Source organism: Reyranella sp., from assembly GCF_052439685.1.
GTDB lineage: Bacteria > Pseudomonadota > Alphaproteobacteria > Reyranellales > Reyranellaceae > Reyranella.
The window spans coordinates 218,774-237,012 of the sequence record NZ_JBQVQG010000003.1 but is presented as its reverse complement, the minus strand read 5'-3'; the positions used below and the strand labels follow the sequence as shown (position 1 = coordinate 237,012).

General features: G+C 65.7%; 18 protein-coding genes. 10 read left to right on the top strand and 8 right to left on the bottom strand.

Annotation, left to right across the window (positions count from 1 at the left end; translation table 11 throughout):
* The first annotated feature begins 60 nt into the window (after nucleotides 1-60).
* From ACT6UX_RS06695 to ACT6UX_RS06665, 7 genes are all read left to right on the top strand, one after another.
* Nucleotides 61-1,410 (top strand): MATE family efflux transporter, encoded by a 1,350-nt coding sequence (locus tag ACT6UX_RS06695; protein WP_444774371.1) that lies wholly within the window; start codon nucleotides 61-63, stop codon nucleotides 1,408-1,410.
* A gap of 82 nt (nucleotides 1,411-1,492) precedes the next feature.
* Nucleotides 1,493-2,632 carry a zinc-binding dehydrogenase gene (locus tag ACT6UX_RS06690; RefSeq protein WP_444774370.1) on the top strand — a complete coding sequence of 380 codons (1,140 nt, stop codon included), beginning with the start codon at nucleotides 1,493-1,495 and terminating at the stop codon, nucleotides 2,630-2,632.
* A 28-nt stretch (nucleotides 2,633-2,660) separates the two neighbouring features.
* Nucleotides 2,661-3,086, top strand: a complete 426-nt coding sequence (locus tag ACT6UX_RS06685; RefSeq protein ID WP_444774369.1) for a hypothetical protein — start codon at nucleotides 2,661-2,663, stop codon at nucleotides 3,084-3,086.
* A gap of 80 nt (nucleotides 3,087-3,166) precedes the next feature.
* Nucleotides 3,167-4,063 carry a polysaccharide deacetylase family protein gene (locus ACT6UX_RS06680; RefSeq protein ID WP_444774368.1) on the top strand — a complete coding sequence of 299 codons (897 nt, stop codon included), beginning with the start codon at nucleotides 3,167-3,169 and terminating at the stop codon, nucleotides 4,061-4,063.
* 169 nt (nucleotides 4,064-4,232) lie between these two features.
* Nucleotides 4,233-5,426: an efflux RND transporter periplasmic adaptor subunit gene (locus ACT6UX_RS06675; RefSeq protein ID WP_444774367.1), complete on the top strand. Its 1,194-nt coding sequence runs from the start codon at nucleotides 4,233-4,235 to the stop codon at nucleotides 5,424-5,426.
* A 4-nt stretch (nucleotides 5,427-5,430) separates the two neighbouring features.
* A complete protein-coding gene (locus ACT6UX_RS06670; RefSeq protein WP_444774366.1) occupies nucleotides 5,431-8,562 on the top strand; it encodes a multidrug efflux RND transporter permease subunit in 3,132 nt (1,043 codons plus the stop codon).
* Nucleotides 8,563-8,569: 7 nt separating this feature from the next.
* A complete protein-coding gene (locus ACT6UX_RS06665) occupies nucleotides 8,570-8,791 on the top strand; it encodes a hypothetical protein (RefSeq protein ID WP_444774365.1) in 222 nt (73 codons plus the stop codon).
* 20 nt (nucleotides 8,792-8,811) lie between these two features.
* Here the strand turns inward: ACT6UX_RS06665 and ACT6UX_RS06660 are convergent, their stop codons facing one another.
* Genes ACT6UX_RS06660 through ACT6UX_RS06650 form a run of 3 tightly spaced genes read right to left on the bottom strand, consistent with a single transcriptional unit; the run spans nucleotide 8,812 to nucleotide 11,621 of the window.
* The gene (locus tag ACT6UX_RS06660) at nucleotides 8,812-10,044 is read right to left on the bottom strand and encodes an LLM class flavin-dependent oxidoreductase (protein WP_444774364.1); all 1,233 of its coding nucleotides are present in this window, start codon (nucleotides 10,042-10,044) and stop codon (nucleotides 8,812-8,814) included.
* 12 nt (nucleotides 10,045-10,056) lie between these two features.
* Complete coding sequence (locus tag ACT6UX_RS06655; protein WP_444774363.1) at nucleotides 10,057-10,941, bottom strand: alpha/beta fold hydrolase; 885 nt, start codon at nucleotides 10,939-10,941, stop codon at nucleotides 10,057-10,059.
* 20 nt (nucleotides 10,942-10,961) lie between these two features.
* Nucleotides 10,962-11,621 carry a squalene/phytoene synthase family protein gene (locus tag ACT6UX_RS06650; protein WP_444774362.1) on the bottom strand — a complete coding sequence of 220 codons (660 nt, stop codon included), beginning with the start codon at nucleotides 11,619-11,621 and terminating at the stop codon, nucleotides 10,962-10,964.
* A gap of 110 nt (nucleotides 11,622-11,731) precedes the next feature.
* On the opposite strand from ACT6UX_RS06650, the gene ACT6UX_RS06645 reads away from it, so the two are divergent.
* Entirely contained in the window at nucleotides 11,732-12,328 is a 597-nt protein-coding gene (locus ACT6UX_RS06645; RefSeq protein ID WP_444774361.1) for a urate hydroxylase PuuD, read from the top strand.
* A 69-nt stretch (nucleotides 12,329-12,397) separates the two neighbouring features.
* Here ACT6UX_RS06645 and ACT6UX_RS06640 read toward each other — a convergent pair whose 3' ends face one another.
* Genes ACT6UX_RS06640 through yajC form a run of 4 tightly spaced genes read right to left on the bottom strand, consistent with a single transcriptional unit; the run spans nucleotide 12,398 to nucleotide 16,129 of the window.
* On the bottom strand, nucleotides 12,398-12,802 hold the full coding sequence (locus ACT6UX_RS06640) for an Mth938-like domain-containing protein (RefSeq protein ID WP_444774360.1): 405 nt from the start codon (nucleotides 12,800-12,802) through the stop codon (nucleotides 12,398-12,400).
* A complete protein-coding gene (gene secF / locus ACT6UX_RS06635) occupies nucleotides 12,799-13,992 on the bottom strand; it encodes a protein translocase subunit SecF (protein ID WP_444774359.1) in 1,194 nt (397 codons plus the stop codon). Before secF ends, ACT6UX_RS06640 begins: the two co-directional genes overlap by 4 nt.
* A 9-nt stretch (nucleotides 13,993-14,001) precedes the next feature.
* The gene (secD, locus tag ACT6UX_RS06630) at nucleotides 14,002-15,672 is read right to left on the bottom strand and encodes a protein translocase subunit SecD (RefSeq protein WP_444774358.1); all 1,671 of its coding nucleotides are present in this window, start codon (nucleotides 15,670-15,672) and stop codon (nucleotides 14,002-14,004) included.
* A gap of 25 nt (nucleotides 15,673-15,697) precedes the next feature.
* On the bottom strand, nucleotides 15,698-16,129 hold the full coding sequence (gene yajC / locus ACT6UX_RS06625) for a preprotein translocase subunit YajC (protein WP_444774357.1): 432 nt from the start codon (nucleotides 16,127-16,129) through the stop codon (nucleotides 15,698-15,700).
* 118 nt (nucleotides 16,130-16,247) lie between these two features.
* On the opposite strand from yajC, the gene ACT6UX_RS06620 reads away from it, so the two are divergent.
* A complete protein-coding gene (locus tag ACT6UX_RS06620; RefSeq protein ID WP_444774356.1) occupies nucleotides 16,248-17,111 on the top strand; it encodes an ATP-binding protein in 864 nt (287 codons plus the stop codon).
* Nucleotides 17,112-17,127: 16 nt separating this feature from the next.
* Nucleotides 17,128-17,718, top strand: a complete 591-nt coding sequence (locus tag ACT6UX_RS06615) for a pyridoxamine 5'-phosphate oxidase family protein (protein WP_444774355.1) — start codon at nucleotides 17,128-17,130, stop codon at nucleotides 17,716-17,718.
* Between the two features lie 242 nt (nucleotides 17,719-17,960).
* Here ACT6UX_RS06615 and ACT6UX_RS06610 read toward each other — a convergent pair whose 3' ends face one another.
* Nucleotides 17,961-18,200, bottom strand: a complete 240-nt coding sequence (locus tag ACT6UX_RS06610) for a hypothetical protein (protein ID WP_444774354.1) — start codon at nucleotides 18,198-18,200, stop codon at nucleotides 17,961-17,963.
* Nucleotides 18,201-18,239: the final 39 nt, after the last annotated feature.

Genomic DNA, 18,239 nt, shown 5'->3' with positions numbered 1-18,239 from the left:
TCCCCACCCCATGAGATAAGCTCGCGAGCCGGTGGCGCGGCGCGTGCTACATCGCCTGCAATGACTCCCGCAGAACGCCGGCAGATGATGCTGGCCGGGCCGATCGTGCCCACCATCCTCACCCTCGCCACCCCGAACGTGCTGAACGTGGCGATGCAGAGCCTCGTCAGCATCACCGACGGCTATTTCATCGGCCAGCTCGGCGTCGTCGACCTCGCCGCGCTCGCGCTGGTGTTCCCGACCCAGATGACGCTCGGCATGATGTCGGCGGGCGCCATGGGCGGCGGCATCTCCTCCTCGGTGGCGCGCGCCCTCGGCTCGGGCAACAAGGCGGCTGCGGAGGCTGCGGCAGCTCACGCGCTGGCCATCGCCATTGGCATGGCGGCGCTGTTCGGAATCCTGTTCGTCGGCTTCGGCCGCCAGATCTACGGCGCGCTGGGCGGCAGCGGCGCGGCGCTCGACCGCGCAGAGGCCTTCGCCACCATCCTGTTCTCGGGCTGCGTCGCCCACTGGGTCGCCAACTCGATGGCTTCCGTCCTGCGCGGCACCGGCGACATGAAGACGCCCGGCCTGGCGCTGGTCGTGACCGCCGGCATCCAGATCCCGCTCACCGGCGCCCTGACCCTCGGCTGGTTCGGCCTGCCCGCCTTCGGGATCCGCGGTCCTGCGATCGCCGCGGTGGTCGCCTTCGCCCTCGCTGCCCTCTGGATGCTCTCGAAGCTCACCGGCGCGAAGGCGCCGCTCAGGCTGCGCTGGCCGGTCGACGGATTCCGCTGGCGCGCTTTCCGCGACATCCTGAAGGTCGGCCTGATCGCCTGCCTCGTGGTCATCCTGACCAATGGCACCGTGCTGGTCGTCACCGGCCTGATCGGTCGCGAAGGCGACGCCGCCATTGCGGGCTATGGAATCGGCTCGCGGCTGGAATACATGCTGATACCGATCAGTTTCGGCATCGGCGCGACGCTCACCGCGCTGGTCGGCACCAACATCGGCGCCAAACAATATGCCCGCGCCCAGCGCATGGCCTGGACGGGCGCCTTCATGGCGGGTGCCGTTGCCGCCACCATCGGCATCATCGTCGCACTCTGGCCCGACCTGTGGCTCGGCCTCTTCACCACCAATCCGGCCGCACTGGCCTCGGGCCGCCACTATCTCAGCATCGTCGGCCCGGCCTACGGCTTCTTCGGCCTGGCCATGGCGCTCTACTTCGCCTCGCAGGGCACCGGCGAGATGGTCTGGCCGGTCGCCGCCAACCTCACTCGCATCACCATCGCGGGCGGCGGCAGCCTGCTGGCCCTCGACCATTTCGGCTGGGGCGTCTCGGGCCTCTATACCTGCGTGGCGCTGGGCATCGTGGCCTTCTCCGCCGTGCTGGCCTTCTCGACGACCCGGCGGGCCTGGACCGGCTGACGCCCTTTGCGACGCGATTGACGCTTGTTCACCCCCGCGACGCTTGGCATCGTGCGCGCCTTCAAAAAATCAGGAGATCGAAATGAGCGACGCCAACAAACTATCGGGACTGCAGCTTCGCTCCCTGATCTCCACCGAGGGTCAGCTCGAACTGTCGCTGGCGCGGGTCGACGTGCCGGAGCCCGGCCCCGACCAGGTCGTGGTCAAGGTCGAGGCGACGCCGATCAACCCGTCCGATCTCGGCCTGCTGACCGGTCCCGCCGATCTCTCGAAGGCCACGTCGACCGGCAGCGGCGATGACGTCAAGGTGACGGCACCGGTGTCCGCAGCCGCCCTGCCGTTCCTGGCGACGCGCCTGGGCGAGTCGCTCCCGGTCGGCAACGAAGGCGCCGGTACCGTGATCAAGGCCGGCTCGTCCGACGCCGCGCAGGCACTCAAGGGCAAGCTCGTCTCCATGGTCGGCGGCTCGATGTACGCCCAGTACCGGGTGCTGAACGCGCGCGACTGCCAGCCGCTGCCCGCCGGCACCACGGCGGCCGAGGGCGCCTCGTGGTTCGTCAATCCGCTGACGGCGCTCGGCATGACCGAGACCATGAAGCGCGAGGGCCACAAGGCACTGGTGCACACGGCGGCGGCCTCCAATCTCGGCCAGATGCTGGTCAAGATCTGCAACGAGGACGGGATTGGTCTCGTCAACATCGTGCGCAGCACAGAGCAGGCGAAGCTGCTCAAGGGCATCGGCGCCAAGCACGTGGTCGATTCCAGCACCGCGAGCTTCCAGGACGATCTCGTGCAGGCGCTGGTCGAGACCGGCGCCACCATCGCCTTCGATGCGATCGGCGGCGGCAAGCTCGCCAGCCAGATCCTCACGGCCATGGAAATCGCCATCAACAAGACCGCGACGACCTACAACCGCTACGGCTCCTCGGTGCACAAGCAGGTCTATGTCTATGGCAGCCTCAACACCGCCCCGGTCGAGCTGACGCGCAACTACGGCATGGCCTGGGGCGTCGGCGGCTGGCTGCTCACGCCGTTCCTGCAGAAGATCGGCCGGCCCGACCAGCTGCGCCTGCGCGAGCGGGTCGTGAACTCGCTCAAGACGACCTTCGTGAGCCACTACACGAAGACCATCTCGCTGCAGGAAGCGCTCGATCTCCAGAACCTCACCGCCTACGCCAAGCGCGCGACGGGCGAGAAGTTCCTGATCAACCCCAACAAGTGATGCACTCGCCGTCTCGAATGACATTACGATGAGGTCGCTTCGTCATGCTGCTGTGGCTCTGGCAAGCCTTCTGGCCGCAGCAGCCTCCGCCGAAGCGCGCGACATCTGCTGGATCGATCGTGTCGAACGAACGACCGCCGGTGTGAGGGTCTTCTTCAGCGAACCTCGTGTGGTTTTCATCCGAGGGGCGGCCAGATCCGGCGCCTTCGACGTGGATCAGAGCAAACCGGAGGGAGGGCTGTCGGACAGACAGATTCCTCGCGCTAAAAGTGTCGAGGCGACGCCAGGAGACCAACTCAGGACCGACAACAACCACGACGGTTGTACCCTGACGTTCAGGATGGAGGGCAACGTCGCGGGGCTTTGGGTTGAAAACTGGTACATGCCTCCGCCCACGGCAGGGGTACCCATGAAGCCGGGGCAGCAGACGAAGTTCATACCGGCGCAGAAATAGCCACGACGAACGGGTAACGGCGCGGATTTTGCTGCGGCCTTGCGTGAAATACGGGCTCGTTCACCGGAAAGCTCAAAGCGATGACTTCAGAAACTGGCAGTAGCGTCCGCGGTCGCACGCCGTACCTGCCGATCCACAAGCGGCCGAAGCTGGTCCTGCCGGGCGATGCAAGAGTCGCCGTCTGGACGATCGTGAATGTCGAGAACTGGAGTCCGGCCGGTGCGATGCCTCGCACCGTCCTGCCGCCGCCGATGGGCGTGCCCCTGCTGCCCGACGTGCCCAATTGGGCATGGCACGAGTACGGCATGCGGGTCGGCTTCTGGCGCTTCCTCGAGACGCTCAGCACGCGCAAGCTCAAGGCGAGCTTCGCGGTGAACGGCACGGCCTGCGAACTCTATCCCGAGGCCTGCGAGGCGGCGCACGAGGCCGGCTGGGACTTCATGGGTCACGGCTGGGTGCAAAAGCCGATGCACAAGGTCGAGGACCAGAAGAGCGCCATCGCCGACACGATCCGCGCGATCAAGGACCTCACCGGAAAGCCGCCGCGCGGCTGGGAGAGTCCCGGCCTCACCGAGACCGACGAAACGCTCGACCTGCTCGCCGAGGCCGGCATCGAATATGTCGCCGACTGGGTCATGGACGAGCAGCCGCTGTCCCTGAAGACCGCGCACGGCGAGATCGTCTCGGTACCCTACACGGTCGAGATCAACGACGTCGTCATGAGCGCCGTGCAACAGCAGCCTTCCGACGAGATCTTCCGCCGCGGCCGCGACCAGTTCGACCGGCTCTACCTCGACGGCAAGACCGCGCCGCGCGTGATGGCCATCTCGATCCACCCCTATCTCACCGGCGTGCCGCACCGGATCAAGTATCTCGAGATGCTCTACGACTACATCCTCGGCCACGAAGGCGTCGTCCTGTGGACCGGCGCGGAAATCCTCGACTGGTATCGCACCCAGGTGCCGGCCGGCAGATAGGCTGCGCTTATCAGATCGACCGCGAACAAGGCATCGACGCTCGTCCCTGCGTCAATGAGCACAGGCGCGTCAGCTTCCTGTAAGCGAAACGTCGTGCTGTAGCCCTCTTTGCGGCGCCGACTCCCAATCTCGCTCTCTCCTGTGAGTGACGAGGGAAGGCCGTTCAGAGATGAAGAAATCGACACTGACCAAGCTCGCGGGCACAGGCTTCGCGATCATCTTGGCCGTTTCGGGTTATCTGTTCCTCCATCAGTCCGGCAATACCAGCGCAAGGGCATCTGCCTCGCCTCCTCTCGTCCCGGTGTCGGCAGGCGTCGCCGAGACGAAGGACGTTCCGGTTCTCGTACGCGGATTGGGCACCGTGCAGGCCTTCAAGACGGTCACCATCAAAGCGCGCGTTGACGGCCAGATCGTCAAGGTCCTGTTCAAGGAAGGCCAGGACGTCACCGCCGGCACCCCCCTCTTCCAGATCGATCCCCGCCCCTACCAGGCGACGCTCGATTCGGCGACCGCCGCCAAGGCGCGCAACGAAGCGCTGCTTCTCGGCGCACAGCTCGACCTCGAGCGCTACAGCAAGCTGACAGGCTCGGGCTTCCAGTCGCGCCAGAGCGTCGACCAGCAACAGGCCACCGTCGACGGATTGAAGGGATCGATCGCCGTCGATCAGGCGGCGATCGACACTGCCAGGCTGAACCTCTCCTATGCCGACATTCGCGCGCCGATCGACGGCCGCACCGGCCAGCTTCTCGTCGACCTCGGCAATCTCGTCCAGTCCTCCCAGAGCACGAGCCTGGTCAGCATCACCCAGATCAAACCCATCTTCGTGAACTTCACCGTCCCACAGGATTATGCGGAGGCGATCCGCCACAACCAGGCCGCTGCCCCACTGGCCGTCTATGCCTATGCCAGCGACGACAGGAAGGTGCTGGCCAAAGGCGAGGTCTCGCTGATCGACAACCAGATCGATGTCGCGACCGGTACGCTGCGCATGAAGGCCACCTTTCGCAACGGCGACGAGGCCCTTTGGCCGGGTGAGTTCGTGAACGTGCGGCTGGTCCTGTCCATGAAGAATGGCGCGGTGACCGTGCCGCAACGCGCCATCATGCAGGGCCCGTCGGGCTACTATGCCTATGTCATCCGCCCCGACAGCACCGTGGAGCGGCGCGACGTCGAGACCTCCGGCATGCAGGATGACATCGCGATCATCGAAAAGGGCCTAACGGCCGGCGAGAAGATCGTGGTCGACGGCCAGTACCGGCTGTCCAACGGCACACGCATCAAAGTCGACCCGGCAACGCCCGCAGCGGAGCCTTCGGCAAAGCCGCCGGCCGCGGTCGCGGCGCCGACGCCCCAGGCGGGCTGACGCCATGAATATTTCGGAAACCTACATCCGCCGGCCGATCGCCACGTCCCTGCTGATGCTCGGCCTGCTCGTGTTCGGCGCGGCAACCTACAGCCTGCTGCCCGTGGCGGCGCTTCCCAATGTCGATTTCCCGACCATCACCGTCTCGGCGACCCTGCCTGGCGCCAGTCCGGAAACCATGGCGTCGTCGGTCGCGACGCCGCTCGAACAGCAGTTCGCCGCAATCCCCGGCCTCGCCTCGATGAATTCGACGAGCGGCCTCGGCACCACGTCGATCGCCCTGCAGTTCAATCTCGGCCGCAACATTGACGGCGCCGCGACCGACGTCCAGACCGCCATCAACGCGGCCAGCGGTCTCCTGCCGAAAGACCTGCCGAATCCGCCGACCTATAGAAAGGTCAATCCCGCCGACCGCGCCGTCCTCATCTATGCCGTTCGGTCCGACGACATGCCGATCTACAAGGTCGACGACTATGCTTTCACGATCCTCGCCCAGAAAATCTCGGCGATCCCCGGCGTGTCGCAGGTGCTGGTGGGCGGCCAGCAGGACTTCGCGGTCCGCATCCAGGCCAATCCCTCTGCCCTCGCCGCGCATGGGATCGGCCTCGAGGACGTGCGGCTGGCCATCAACAATGCCACGCTGAACCAGGCCAAGGGCAATTTCGAGAACGAACACCAGTCGTTCACCATCGACACGAACGACCAGCTCTTCCAGGCCTCGACCTACAAGCAGATCATCGTCGCCTACCGCAACGGCGCCCCGGTCAAGCTCACCGACATCGGCGAAGTGATCGACGCCACCAAGGCTCCGCGCAGCGGCGCCTGGTTCAACGGCAAGCGTTCCGAGCTTCTCCTGGTGTTCCGCCAGCCCGGCGCCAACACCGTGGAAATCGTCGACACGATCAAGGCGCAGCTGCCTCGCCTTCTCGCTTCCGCACCCAAGGGCGTGAAAGTCGACCTGGTCTCCGACCGCTCGCAATCGATCCGCGATTCGGTGGCGGACGTGCAGTTCACCCTGGTGCTGACCATCGGCCTGGTGGTGATGGTGATCTTCATCTTCCTGCGCCACCTGTGGGCTACGATCATCCCCAGCATCACCGTGCCCCTGTCGCTGGTGGGTACCTTCGGCGTCATGTACGTGCTCGGCTACAGCATCGACAATCTCTCGCTGATGGGCCTCACGATCGCCGTGGGCTTCGTCGTCGATGACGCGATCGTCATGATCGAGAACATCGTGCGCTACATCGAGGAGGGCGAGACACCGTTCAACGCCGCGCTCAAGGGCGCGGGCCAGATCGGCTTCACGATCATCTCGATCACCTTCTCCCTGATCGCTGTGTTCATTCCCCTGCTGTTCATGGGCGGCATCGTCGGCCGCCTGTTCCGCGAGTTCGCCGTCACCGTCACGGTGGCGGTCATCATGTCGGCCTTCGTGTCGCTCACGCTCACGCCGGTCATGTGCGCGCGATTCCTCAAGCGCGAGAAGGCCGGGCACAAGCGCGGCCGGCTCGACCAGATGTGCGAGGACGTATTCGAGTCCGTCATGCGCGGCTACGACCGCGGCCTGCAATGGGTGTTCCGCCACCAGCCGCTGATGCTGCTCTCCACCCTCGTCCTGATCGCCGTCACGGGCTACCTGTACGTGATCATTCCCAAGGGCTTCTTCCCCGAGCAGGACACCGGCTTCATCTTCGCCCAGGGTGAGGCGCGACAGGACATCTCCTTCGCCGCCATGGCCGATCTGGAGACCCAGCTTTCCGCCATCATCCAGCAGGATCCCGCGGTTTCGGGCGTCGTCGGCTTCGTGGGATCGACCGGCGGCAACTCGTCGGAAAATACCGCCCGCATGTTCATTCAGCTGAAACCCTTCAGCGAGCGCGACGCCTCTGCACAGGAGATCATCCAGCGCCTGAGGCCCAAGGTGGCGGCCGTCCAAGGGGTTAAATTCTTCATGCAGGCCGGCCAGGACATCAATGTCGGCGGCCGCCTCAGCAAGACCGAATTCCAGTACACGCTCACCTCGACCGACGTCGCGGAGCTGAACCACTGGGCGCCGATCATCGAGCAGAACATGGCCAAGCTGCCGGAACTGCAGGACGTCACATCCGATCAGCAGATCGCGGCGCCCCATATCTCGATCGACATCGATCGCGACATCGCCTCGCGACTGGGCGTCAGCCTCGCTCTCATCGACCAGACGCTCTACGACGCCTTCGGCCAGCGCCAGGTGGCGACGATCTACACGTCCAGCACGCAGTACAAGGTCGTGCTCGAAGTCCTGCCGTCATTCCGGTCCGACCCGACCGCGCTGTCGCGCATCTATGTGGCGAGCAATACCGGTACGCAGGTACCGCTGGGCACGCTGGCGCGCTTCACCAACCGGGTCGCGCCCCTCACCGTCAGTCACCAGGGCCAGTTTCCCGCCGTCACCGTGTCGTTCAACCTTGCACCCGGAGTGGCGCTGGGCGACGCGGTCGAGAAGATCAAGCAGATGCAGGCCGACCTGCATACGCCGATCACCCTGGACGGCGCGTTCCAGGGAACGGCGCAGGCCTTCCAGTCGTCACTCGCCTCGACGCCACTCCTGATCGCCGCGGCGATCCTGGCCGTCTATATCGTGCTGGGCATGCTCTACGAGAGCTATGTGCACCCCATCACCATTCTCTCGGCACTGCCATCTGCCGGCGTCGGCGCGCTGGCGATGCTGATGCTCTTCCACTACGACCTCAGCGTCATCGCGTTGATCGGCATCATCCTGCTCATTGGCATCGTGAAGAAGAACGCCATCATGATGATCGACTTCGCGCTGGAGGCCGAACGCGAGCGGGGCAAGACGCCGTTGGAGGCGATCCACGAGGCCTGCCTGCTGCGCTTCCGGCCAATCATGATGACGACCTTCGCGGCGATCGGCGGAGGCCTGCCGCTCGCCATCGGCCAGGGCGCCGGCTCCGAACTGCGCCGCCCGCTCGGTATCGCGATCGTGGGGGGTCTCCTCGTCTCGCAATGGCTGACGCTCTACACGACGCCCGTCATCTACCTCTATCTCGACCGCCTCCAGCAGAGACTGAATGCGCGCAAGCGGCGGCCGGCCGTCGAAACACCGCCGACAACCGCCGGCCTGCATCCGGCCGAGTAGGTCGCGAATGTCCGACGACCGGGAACCTTCCGAACGGGAAGCAGAGGAACGCGAAGCAGTTGGACGTCGCAAGAGCCTGATCGCGCTCGTCGTCATGGTCTTGCTCCTGATCGGGGGCGTGGTCCTGACGCACGAACTGCGCAGGACATCCCAGCTCCAGGATTGCCTGATGACCAAAGCGACCAACTGCACCCGTCTGGACGACGCGGGGCCGCCCGTTCGTCGCTGACGTCGCTGCTCGAAGAGCGCTCAGGCGCGCTTCGCGGCGGCTTCCTTCTCGGCCATCTTCTGCTTCAGCTGCTCGGGCGTCAGGCGGACGATGTGTTCGTTCTGGTGGCTGAAGATGTCGTACTTCGCGACGTCGAGGTCCTCGAGCACGATCTCGCGGTCGAGCACCTTCTGCTTCCAGATCGCATGCTCGGCTTCGGCGGCATGGAATTCCGGCATCACCTCGCGGGCGAAGAGGTCGAGCGAGTCGCAGATGTCCTGGTGGCTGGTCTTGCCGGCCTGGTTGAGCAGGATCACCTGATCCACCCTGCTGGCCTGGAACTGGCGCAACTTCCTGCGGATCGTTTCCGGCGAGCCGATCAGCCCCGATTCGAGGGCCTTCTTCTCCTCCGGTCCGCCACGCCAGGCCTGGTACTCGTCCCACAGGTTGGAGGTCCCCGGCGCATCGACGCCTTTGCGGCCATAGTAGGAGAGCGCGAAGATGAAGAAAGTCCAGCCGGCGGCCTTGGCCTCGGCCTCCTCGTCGGTGGCCGCGCACATGAAGCCCGAGACCATCGCCACGTTGGGATTGCTGGGATAGTCGGCGAGCTTCTTCGAGTTGTTGAGAAGGTTGTTGTAGTATTTATGCACCCAGGCGCGTGCCGCTTCGGGCGTGACGAAGGTGAAGCCCAGCGCCCCCATGCCCCATTCGCCCGCCTTGCCGATGGTGGCGATGTTCGAGCAGGCGACCCACAGCGGCGGATGCGGCTTCTGGAACGGCTTGGGAATCACGTTGCGTGCCGGGAAGTCGTAATACTCGCCGTGGAACTCCCAGCTCTCCTTGGTGAACATCGGGACGATGGCCTTCACGGCCTCCTCCCAGCGCTCGCGCTTGTCGCGCACCCGGATGTTGAACGGGTGCAGCTCGGCCGGCCCCGCGGCCTCGCCCATGCCGAGCTCGACCCGGCCGCCCGAGAGCAGGTCGAGCGTCGACACCTTCTCGGCGACGCGATGCGGGTTGTTGGTCGTGAGCTGGATCACGCCATGGCCCAGCCGGATGCGTTTGGTGCGCTGGCTGGCGGCGCCGAGGAACACTTCCGGCGCCGAGGAGTGCGAATACTCCTCGAGAAAGTGATGCTCGACTTCCCACGCATAGTCGTAGCCCAGCCGGTCGGCGAGCTCGATCTGGGTGAGCGAGTCCTGCAGGAGCTGATACTCGCTCTTCTCGCCCCACGGCCGGGGCAGCTGATGCTCGTAGAAGATGCCGAACTTCATGGACGTGATTCCTCAGACTGTCTTGCAGAAGCTCGAGATGCTCGAGACCAGCTTGGGCACCATCTGCTCGGGCACGTCGTGTCCCCAGCCGGGAAACGTCTCGATCTTCGCGCCCGGCACGAGGGCGGCCACGTCCCGCCCGCACTCGACCGGCAGCAGCGGATCGTCCTCGCCGTGCAAGACCAGCGTCGGCACCTTCACCGTCTTCAGGAGATCGACGCGCGGACCCGAGGCCATGATCGCCAGATACTGGCGCGCCGCGCCCGGCGGATAGTAGCGCCGGTCGATGTTGCGTTCGACCAGGGCGCGCATTGCAGCAGGCTCCGTCGGATAGCCGGGGCCACTGATGACCGTGCGCAACTTGATACCATGGGCGATCAGCTGCTCGCGCTCCGTTCCCTCGGGCTGCGCCGAAAGCATCGCCACGGCCTCGGGCTTGCCCATCGGCAGGCCCGGACGGCCACTGGTCGACATGATGGAGACGAGGGAGCGCGTGCGCTGCGGATAGGTGGCGGCGATCACCTGGGCGATCATGCCGCCCATCGAGCCACCGACCATGTGCGCGCGATCGAGCTCCAGCGCGTCGAGCAGGCCGGCCGCATCGGCCGCCATGTCGGAAAGCAAATACGGAGTCTCGACCTTCTCGCCCTTCATGAGTTTGGCGAAGGCGCCCATCACGTCGGGCACGCCCCATTCATCGAAGTCGGTCGAGAGGCCGACGTCGCGGTTGTCGTAGCGCACGACGAAGAAACCTTGGGCGGCCAGCCCCTCGCAAATTGTCTCCGGCCAGAGCGTGAGCTGCGCGCCCAGGCCCATGATCAGCAGCAGCGCCGGATCCTTCCGGTTGCCGAACGTCTCGTACTCGATCTCGATACCGTTTGCCTTCGCGCGTGCCACGCTTCCTCCCGGGTTGTCCCTCAGTATCGCCCGCGTCTCGCCGCCCACCAATAGGCCAGCGGCCGCCGCAGCGGCCCCAGGGGGCGGCCGAGGGAAAGCGCCGGCAACAGGATCGGCAGGGCGGCGGGATCGACCTTCCGGCGCAGCGCCCGCGCATCACCCACGAGCTGGTCGCGCTCCGGGCCTTCGCCCATCAGCCAGGCCGCGCCGACCGCATGGGCCGCCTGCCGCGACGCCGCATCCTCGACCCCCAGGACGCCGAGTTCGAGGTCGGCCAGCGCATGGCCGGCGCGCATGACGTCGAGCGGCCCCTCGATCTCCTCCTCGCGCGCGTCGATCAGCTCGACCAGGCTTTCGAGCACAAGCCCGTGCCGGCGGATCGTCTCCGCCAGCGCCTCGACGATGGGCTGCGCGCGTGGTTTGCCGCTCCCGGCGGCTTCCGCCATCGCCTGACGCCACCATTCCAGCCGGATGCGCGCCAGCATCGGTTCCCTGGTGACGCTGCGGGTGCGCGCCAGCTCGTGATCGAAAGCGAGTAGCGCCAGCAAACCGCTGCGCCGGGGCTCCGGCGCGAACAGGGCGCCGAGGAAGCGCTCCCGGTCGGCAGCGCGCACCAGGTCGAGCACGTAGCGGTGCGAAGCTTCGGCAGCGCGGGAGCTGTCGGGCTGAAAGCCGGTCATGAGGGGATCAAAGCTGGGGTGCGACACTTGTACGCAGAATGGCTCCGGATTAGAGTGTACCGATCGGGGATTCATCAATCCCTTCAATAAGATAAAGGGGGAAGTTCAACATGGGTGCCTTGTTTGCCTCGCTTGGACGAACCGTTTCCGCCGGTGTCGTGCTCCTGATCCTGATCGTCGTGATCGCCGGCGCGGCGACCGGACAGTCGATCCGGATCGACCATGCCTATGCGACGGTCATCATGCGCTGGGTGCACGTGGTTTGCGGCGTCATGTGGATCGGCCTCCTCTGGTACCTGAACTTCGTGCAGGTGCCCACCATGCCGAAGATCCAGCCGGTGGAAAGCCGGACCGCCCTCACCAAGTTCATCACACCGACGGTGTTGTGGTGGTTCCGCTACGCCGCTCTCGCGACGGTCGTCACCGGCCTTCTGGTCGCCGCCATGAACAGGTACATCGTCGAGGCACTGACGCTGCGTCCCGGGTTCATCATGATCGGCGTCGGCATGTGGATGGCGCTGGTGATGGCTTTCAACGTCTGGTTCATCATCTGGCCGAACCAGCAGAAGATCCTGGGCCTGGTCGAAGCCACGGCGGAAGAGAAGGCTGCAGCGGCTCCGAGGGCGCTCCATGCCAGCCGCTTCAACACAATGTTCTCCATCGGTATGCTCTATTGCATGCTGGCCCAGCAGAACGCCCCGATTTGACGGACGTCGGGACGAACAGGAGAAACGGGAACCCACGGGCCGCGTTTTCATCGGATCGTCCCGCTTTCGCTACAGCGGAATGAGCGCTGCCGCCACCCTCCGGCTCTCGGCCAGCAGCACGTTGTAAATGCGGCAGGCGGATCCCGTATCGACCACCTCGAGGCCCATGCCGGCGGCTTTCAGGGCCGCCCGCAGGTCCGGCGGAACGAATACGGCGCGCGGGCCGCAGCCCAGCACCAGGATCTCCGTCGGCACGGCGGCCTCGCGCAGCGGTGCCAGGCTGTCGAGGGAAAGATCCTCGACGCGGTCGACCATCCACGGATGGGTGACCGTCGGCGTCACCAGGACCGGCGACCGCCATTCCCTGTCACTGATCATGAAGCGACCGGGACCGTAGCTGCGGATGTACTGGACCTGGGCCGGGTCCGGGGTCGGCAGGGTCTTGTCGGCGGGTCCCGGGGACGGCGGCTTCACGCCCCCGCCTTCTCCGTATCGCCGCCTTTGTCAGCCTTGTCGTCGGCCGGGCGGAGCTGGTCGGCGCGCAGGCCGAGATAGACGAGGCCGGCGCAGGCGACCCAGACCGAGGAATAGGTGCCGACGATGACGCCCCACAGCATGGCGACCGAGAAGCTGTGCAGGACAGGCCCGCCGAACAGCACCAGCGCGCCGACGGCCACGAACACCGTTGCCGAGGTCATCAAGGTACGCGACAGGGTCTCGTTGATGCTGTGGTTCAGCAGATCCAGAAGCGGCATCTTCTTGTAGCGACGCATGTTCTCGCGCACGCGGTCGAAGATCACGACCGTGTCGTTGATCGAGTAGCCGGCGATCGTCAGCACCGCCGCCAGGGCCGTCAGGCTGAAGTCGAGCTGGAATAGCACGAAGACACCGATCGTCGAGATGACGTCGTGCAGCATCGCGATCAGTGCGCCGACAGCGAACTGCCATTCGAAGCGTACCCAGACATAGATCGCGATCGCGAACATGGTGGCGATCACGGCGTAGATGCCGCTCCGCATCAGCTCATCGCCGATCTTCGGACCGACCGATTCGGTGCCGCGCAGCTCGTAGTTGCTGCCGATCGCATCCTCGACCAGCTTGATCGCGACCTGCTGGCACCATTCGGCGCGCTGCTCGATCGACATGTCGATATTGGCCGTGTTGGTCGAGCCGCGCGGAAGCTGGCGCTCCTGCAGCGTGAGGCCGGCGCGGCTCACCGCATCCCGCCAGTTGGCGGAGTCGAGCGCGGACGGCGAGGTGAACTGGACATCGCCTGTTCCGACCGGGCCGGGTTTGACCAGCCAACCCTGGCCGGCGGTCTTCTGCATCACGCGCTGGGCACCTGCGACGCACTGGTTGTCGCCCTCCTGCCGCTGGACGCGGATCAGGACGGTGCTCGGATCGCCGAATTCCTGCAGCGAAACCTCGCCGACGCCAAGTGCCCCCACCGTGTTGCGCAATTGGTCGAGCTCGGCCTTGCCGTCCTTGGCCTTGGCCTGGATGGCGATGCCACCCTTGAAGTCGATGCCGAAGTTCAGGCCGATCGTCAGGACGCCGACGATCGACACGACGTTGATCAGGGTCGAGATGATCAGTGCGGCGCGGCGCTGACCGAGAAAGTCGAACTTCTTCTTGAAGGCGAAAAGGCGGACAGGCTTCCACATGGCTTCGCCTCAGATCACGAGTTCGGCGGGGCGGCGCCAGCGCACCCAGACCGCGAGGAGCATGCGCGTGAAGATCGTCGAGCTGAACATCGAGGTGATGATGCCGAGCGTCAGCGTCGTCGCGAAGCCGCGGATTGGCCCCGAGCCGAAACCGAACAGCAGAACGCCGGCGATCAGGGTCGTGAGGTTGGCGTCGATGATGGCCGACATTGCCTTCTCGTAGCCGGTGGCGAGCGCGCTGAACGGAGACCGGCCGAGCGCCTTCTCCTCGCGTACACGCTCGTAGATCAGCACGTTGGCGTCGACCGCGAGGCCTGCCGTGAGGACGAGGCCTGCAATGCCGGGCAGGGTCAGCGAGGCGCCCAGGATCGACATGCCGGCGAACACCATCAGGAGATTCACCAGCATGGCAAGATTGGCGAAGCCGCCGAACACCGGCCCGTAGGCCACGAACATGAAGATCGCCACCAGCAGGGTGCCGGCCAGCGCCGCGACGGTTCCTGCCTGGATGGCGTCCGCGCCAAGGTCGGCACCGACGGTGCTCTCCTGGATGATGCTGAGCGTTGCCGGCAGCGCGCCGGAGCGCAGCAGCAGCGACTGCTCCTGCGTCTGCTGGGTCGTGAAGCTGCCGGTGATGATGCCGCTGCCGCCGCAGATTGCGCTCTGCACGACCGGGGCGCTGATGATCTCGCCGTCGAGCTGGATCGCCAGCCGCTTGCCGATGTTGGTGCGGGTGGCGTTGCAGAAGGCGCGGCCGCCGGCCGAGTTGAAGGTGAAGCTGATGATCGGTCGGCCGCCCTGCTGCTGTTCGAAGGTGGCCTTCGAATCGTCGAGATCCTCGCCGCCGACGACCACGCGCTTCAGAACCGGCAGGCACTGCGGCTGGTAGCGCCGGCAGATCTGCTCAGGCGACAGACGCGGGTTGGCGGCCTGGATATCCTCCCAGGCCTTGGGATTGGTGCGGCGCAGCTCGAGCATGCCCTCGCGCGTCGGCACCAGGAAGGTGGTGGGCGGCACGGTCTGCGGGATGTTCTGGCCGGTCGCCGCGAGGTCCTCGTTGACCAGATGGAAGGTCAGCTTCGCGGTCTGGTTGATCTTGCGCTTGAGGTCGCTGGTGTCCTTGATGCCTGGGACCTGCAAGAGGATACGTTCGTCGCCCTGGCGGGTGATGGTGGGCTCGAGCGTGCCGGTCTCGTCAACGCGGCGCCGGAGGATCTCGATCGACTGGTCGATCACTTCCTTCTTGCGCTTCGCGAGCTCCTGCTCGGAATAGGCCACCCGGATCGTATCGCCACTGCCCGACAGGGCCAGCGCAGGATCGACCGCGCGGATCGCGTCCAGGGCCTTGGAGCGGTTCGCCTCGTCACGCAGGGTAACCACCAGGTTCTTGCCGGCCTCGACCGTCACGTCCTTGAAAGGCACCTGCTGCTTGCGCAGCTCCGCGCGCACGGCGTCCGACAGGTTGGTCAGGCGCTCGGTCAGTACCGAGCGAAGGTCGGCTTCCAGCAGGAAATGGGCGCCGCCGCGCAGGTCGAGGCCGAGATTGATCCGGCTGGTCGCATACCATTGTGGCAGGTGCTGGAGCACGCTGGCCGGCAGCAGGTTCGGCAGGGCGAACAGCACCGACAGGAGCGTGATGCCGGCAATGACGATCGTCTGCCAGCGCGGAAGGTTGAGCATCCCGACCTAAGCCCTTCTGCGGCCGTTACTTCTTGCCGCCGCCGAACAGGCTGCCCAGCAGGCTCTTGCGCTCCGGTGCGGGGGCCGGCGGCGGCAGCATGGGCTTGTCGTCCTCTTCGCTGCTGTCCTTTGGACCGCGCACCGATTCGCCGCGCGTCAGGATGTCGGTGATGGTCTGCTTGATGATGCGAACCCGCACGCCTTCGGCAAGTTCCACCTGGACCTCGTTGTCGGAGATCACCTTGGTCACAAGGCCGATGATGCCGCCGCCGGTAACGACCCGGTCGCCGCGCTTCACCCCGGCCAGCATCTCGCGCTGGGCGCGCGCCTTTGCCTGCTGCGGACGGATCAACAGGAAGTAGAAGACGACGAAGATGAGGACCAGCGGAAAGAGCTGAACGAGGAAATCCCCGCCGCCACCGCCTGCACCCTGCGCCCACGCCTGTGAAATGAACATCTTCTGCTCCCGAGTCTTCCGGCCGTCGAAAAAGCGCGCGGACTATAGCGGTCTCCCCCCGCTTTGCAACGCAGGCCGGGGGCGATATGGTCGCCCCCCTTTTCAGCGGCTGGCGACAATGGATCAAGACCTTAAAGCCACTATCTCACGCATTGCGGCAGCCCTCGACCGTCTGGCGCCTCCCACGCCTGCCGGCGCGGACATCAACGGGGCGGAGGCCTATGTCTGGCACGCCGCCGGTCACCGCCTCGAAGCGGTCCCCAAGGTCAATCGCGTAAACCTCGACCTGCTGGTCGGCATCGACCGCCAGAAGGAGACCCTGGTCGAGAACACGCGCCGCTTTGCCAAGGGCCTGCCGGCCAACAACGCGCTGCTCTGGGGCTCGCGCGGCGCCGGCAAGAGCTCGATCGTCAAGGCCGTGCATGCCCACGTGAACCGCGAGATGGGCGGCCCGCCGGGCCCGCTCGCCCTGATCGAGATCCATCGCGAGGACATCCCGTCCCTGCCCGCACTGCTCACCATGATCCGCGACTCGAGCCGTCGCTTCATCGTGTTCTGCGACGACCTCTCCTTCGACGGGCAGGATGCCGCCTACAAGTCGCTGAAGGCGGTGCTCGACGGCGGCATCGAGGGCCGGCCGGAGAACGTCGTCTTCTACGCGACGTCGAACCGGCGCCACCTGATGCCGCGCGACATGATCGAGAACGAGCGCTCGACGGCCATCAACCCGTCCGAGGCGGTCGAGGAGAAGGTCTCGCTGTCGGACCGTTTCGGCCTGTGGCTCGGCTTCCACAATGCAGACCAGGACACGTTCTTCACGATGATCGAGGGCTATTGCGAGTTCTACGGACTCGACATCCCGAAGGACGAGCTGCGCAAGCGGGCGGTCGAGTGGTCGATCACGCGCGGATCGCGGTCAGGCCGCGTCGCCTGGCAGTTCATCCAGGAAATCGCCGGCGAGCTCGGCAAGAAGCTGGGGTAACGATGGAGCGGCTGGGATGAGCGATCCCGAAGACGTCATGTTCTCAGCCGGGGTGAAGGCGGAGCAGACACGTCTCGGATCGCGACCTCAGTTCGCGGGCCGAACCTGGAACACGGAGATCACCGACGATCTCCGCCAGTTCCTCGGCATCATCGACACGTTCTTCTTCGCGACAGCCAGCGCCGACGGCAGACCTTATATACAGCACCGCGGCGGGCCGCCGGGGCTCCTGAAGCCCATCGGCACCCACACGCTGGCCTTCGCCGACTTCGCGGGCAACCACCAGTACATCACGCTCGGTCATCTGCGAGAGAACGACCGCGCCCACATCTTCGTCCTGCATTTCGCCACCCAGCAGCGGCTGAAGCTCTGGGGCCGGGCGCGGATCGTCGAAGGCGATCTCGAGCTGATGGAACGGCTGGTCGACCCGGCCTACCGCGCACGGCCCCAAAGGGCGATCGCCTTCACGATCGAGGCCTGGGACGTCAACTGCCGGCAACACATCGTCCCCCGCTACACCGAGGCTGACATCGCTCCCGCCGTCGACAGCCTCGCCCGGCGGATCAAGGAACTGGAAGAAGAAGTGGCGCGGCTGAAGGGCGAGTAGACGCGCCGGACCGGCCGCAGGAGACGCGGCGTGCCGGTTTCAAGGTCGCGGGGATGTCCCTGCGGTATCATGATACCTGATCGGGGAGGTGCGACCTTCCTTTCGAATGTTTCGTTTATTTCGTTTGTTTCGTTTGTTTGCAGAACTTCTCAAGCCTTTTCAAGGACTTGGGCGCACGCCGGCCGTCGCGTGCAATCTTGACGCATATCACACGCGAGATTCCTCGGCGTTCGGACGCGGCGTCAGCACCGTGACCTCGCTCCCCGGCGCCCGGACGACCGCCGGCCCGTGCCGTCGAGCGACCACGGCCGCGCCGTCCCCTGCCACTTCAGGAACGTCCCTTCGTCGGCCACGAACAGGGCGCCGTCGGGAAGATCGCCGAAGCAGGTCGGGTAGGTGACCGTGCCGCGCCGCCGGTCGACCCGCGCGCCACGCAGGGAGCGGTCGAGATCGGCCGCGCTCCGAGGAGAAGACGATGTCACCGTTCGGCGTCACCCGGTTCTGCAGAGGCATGTTTCGGA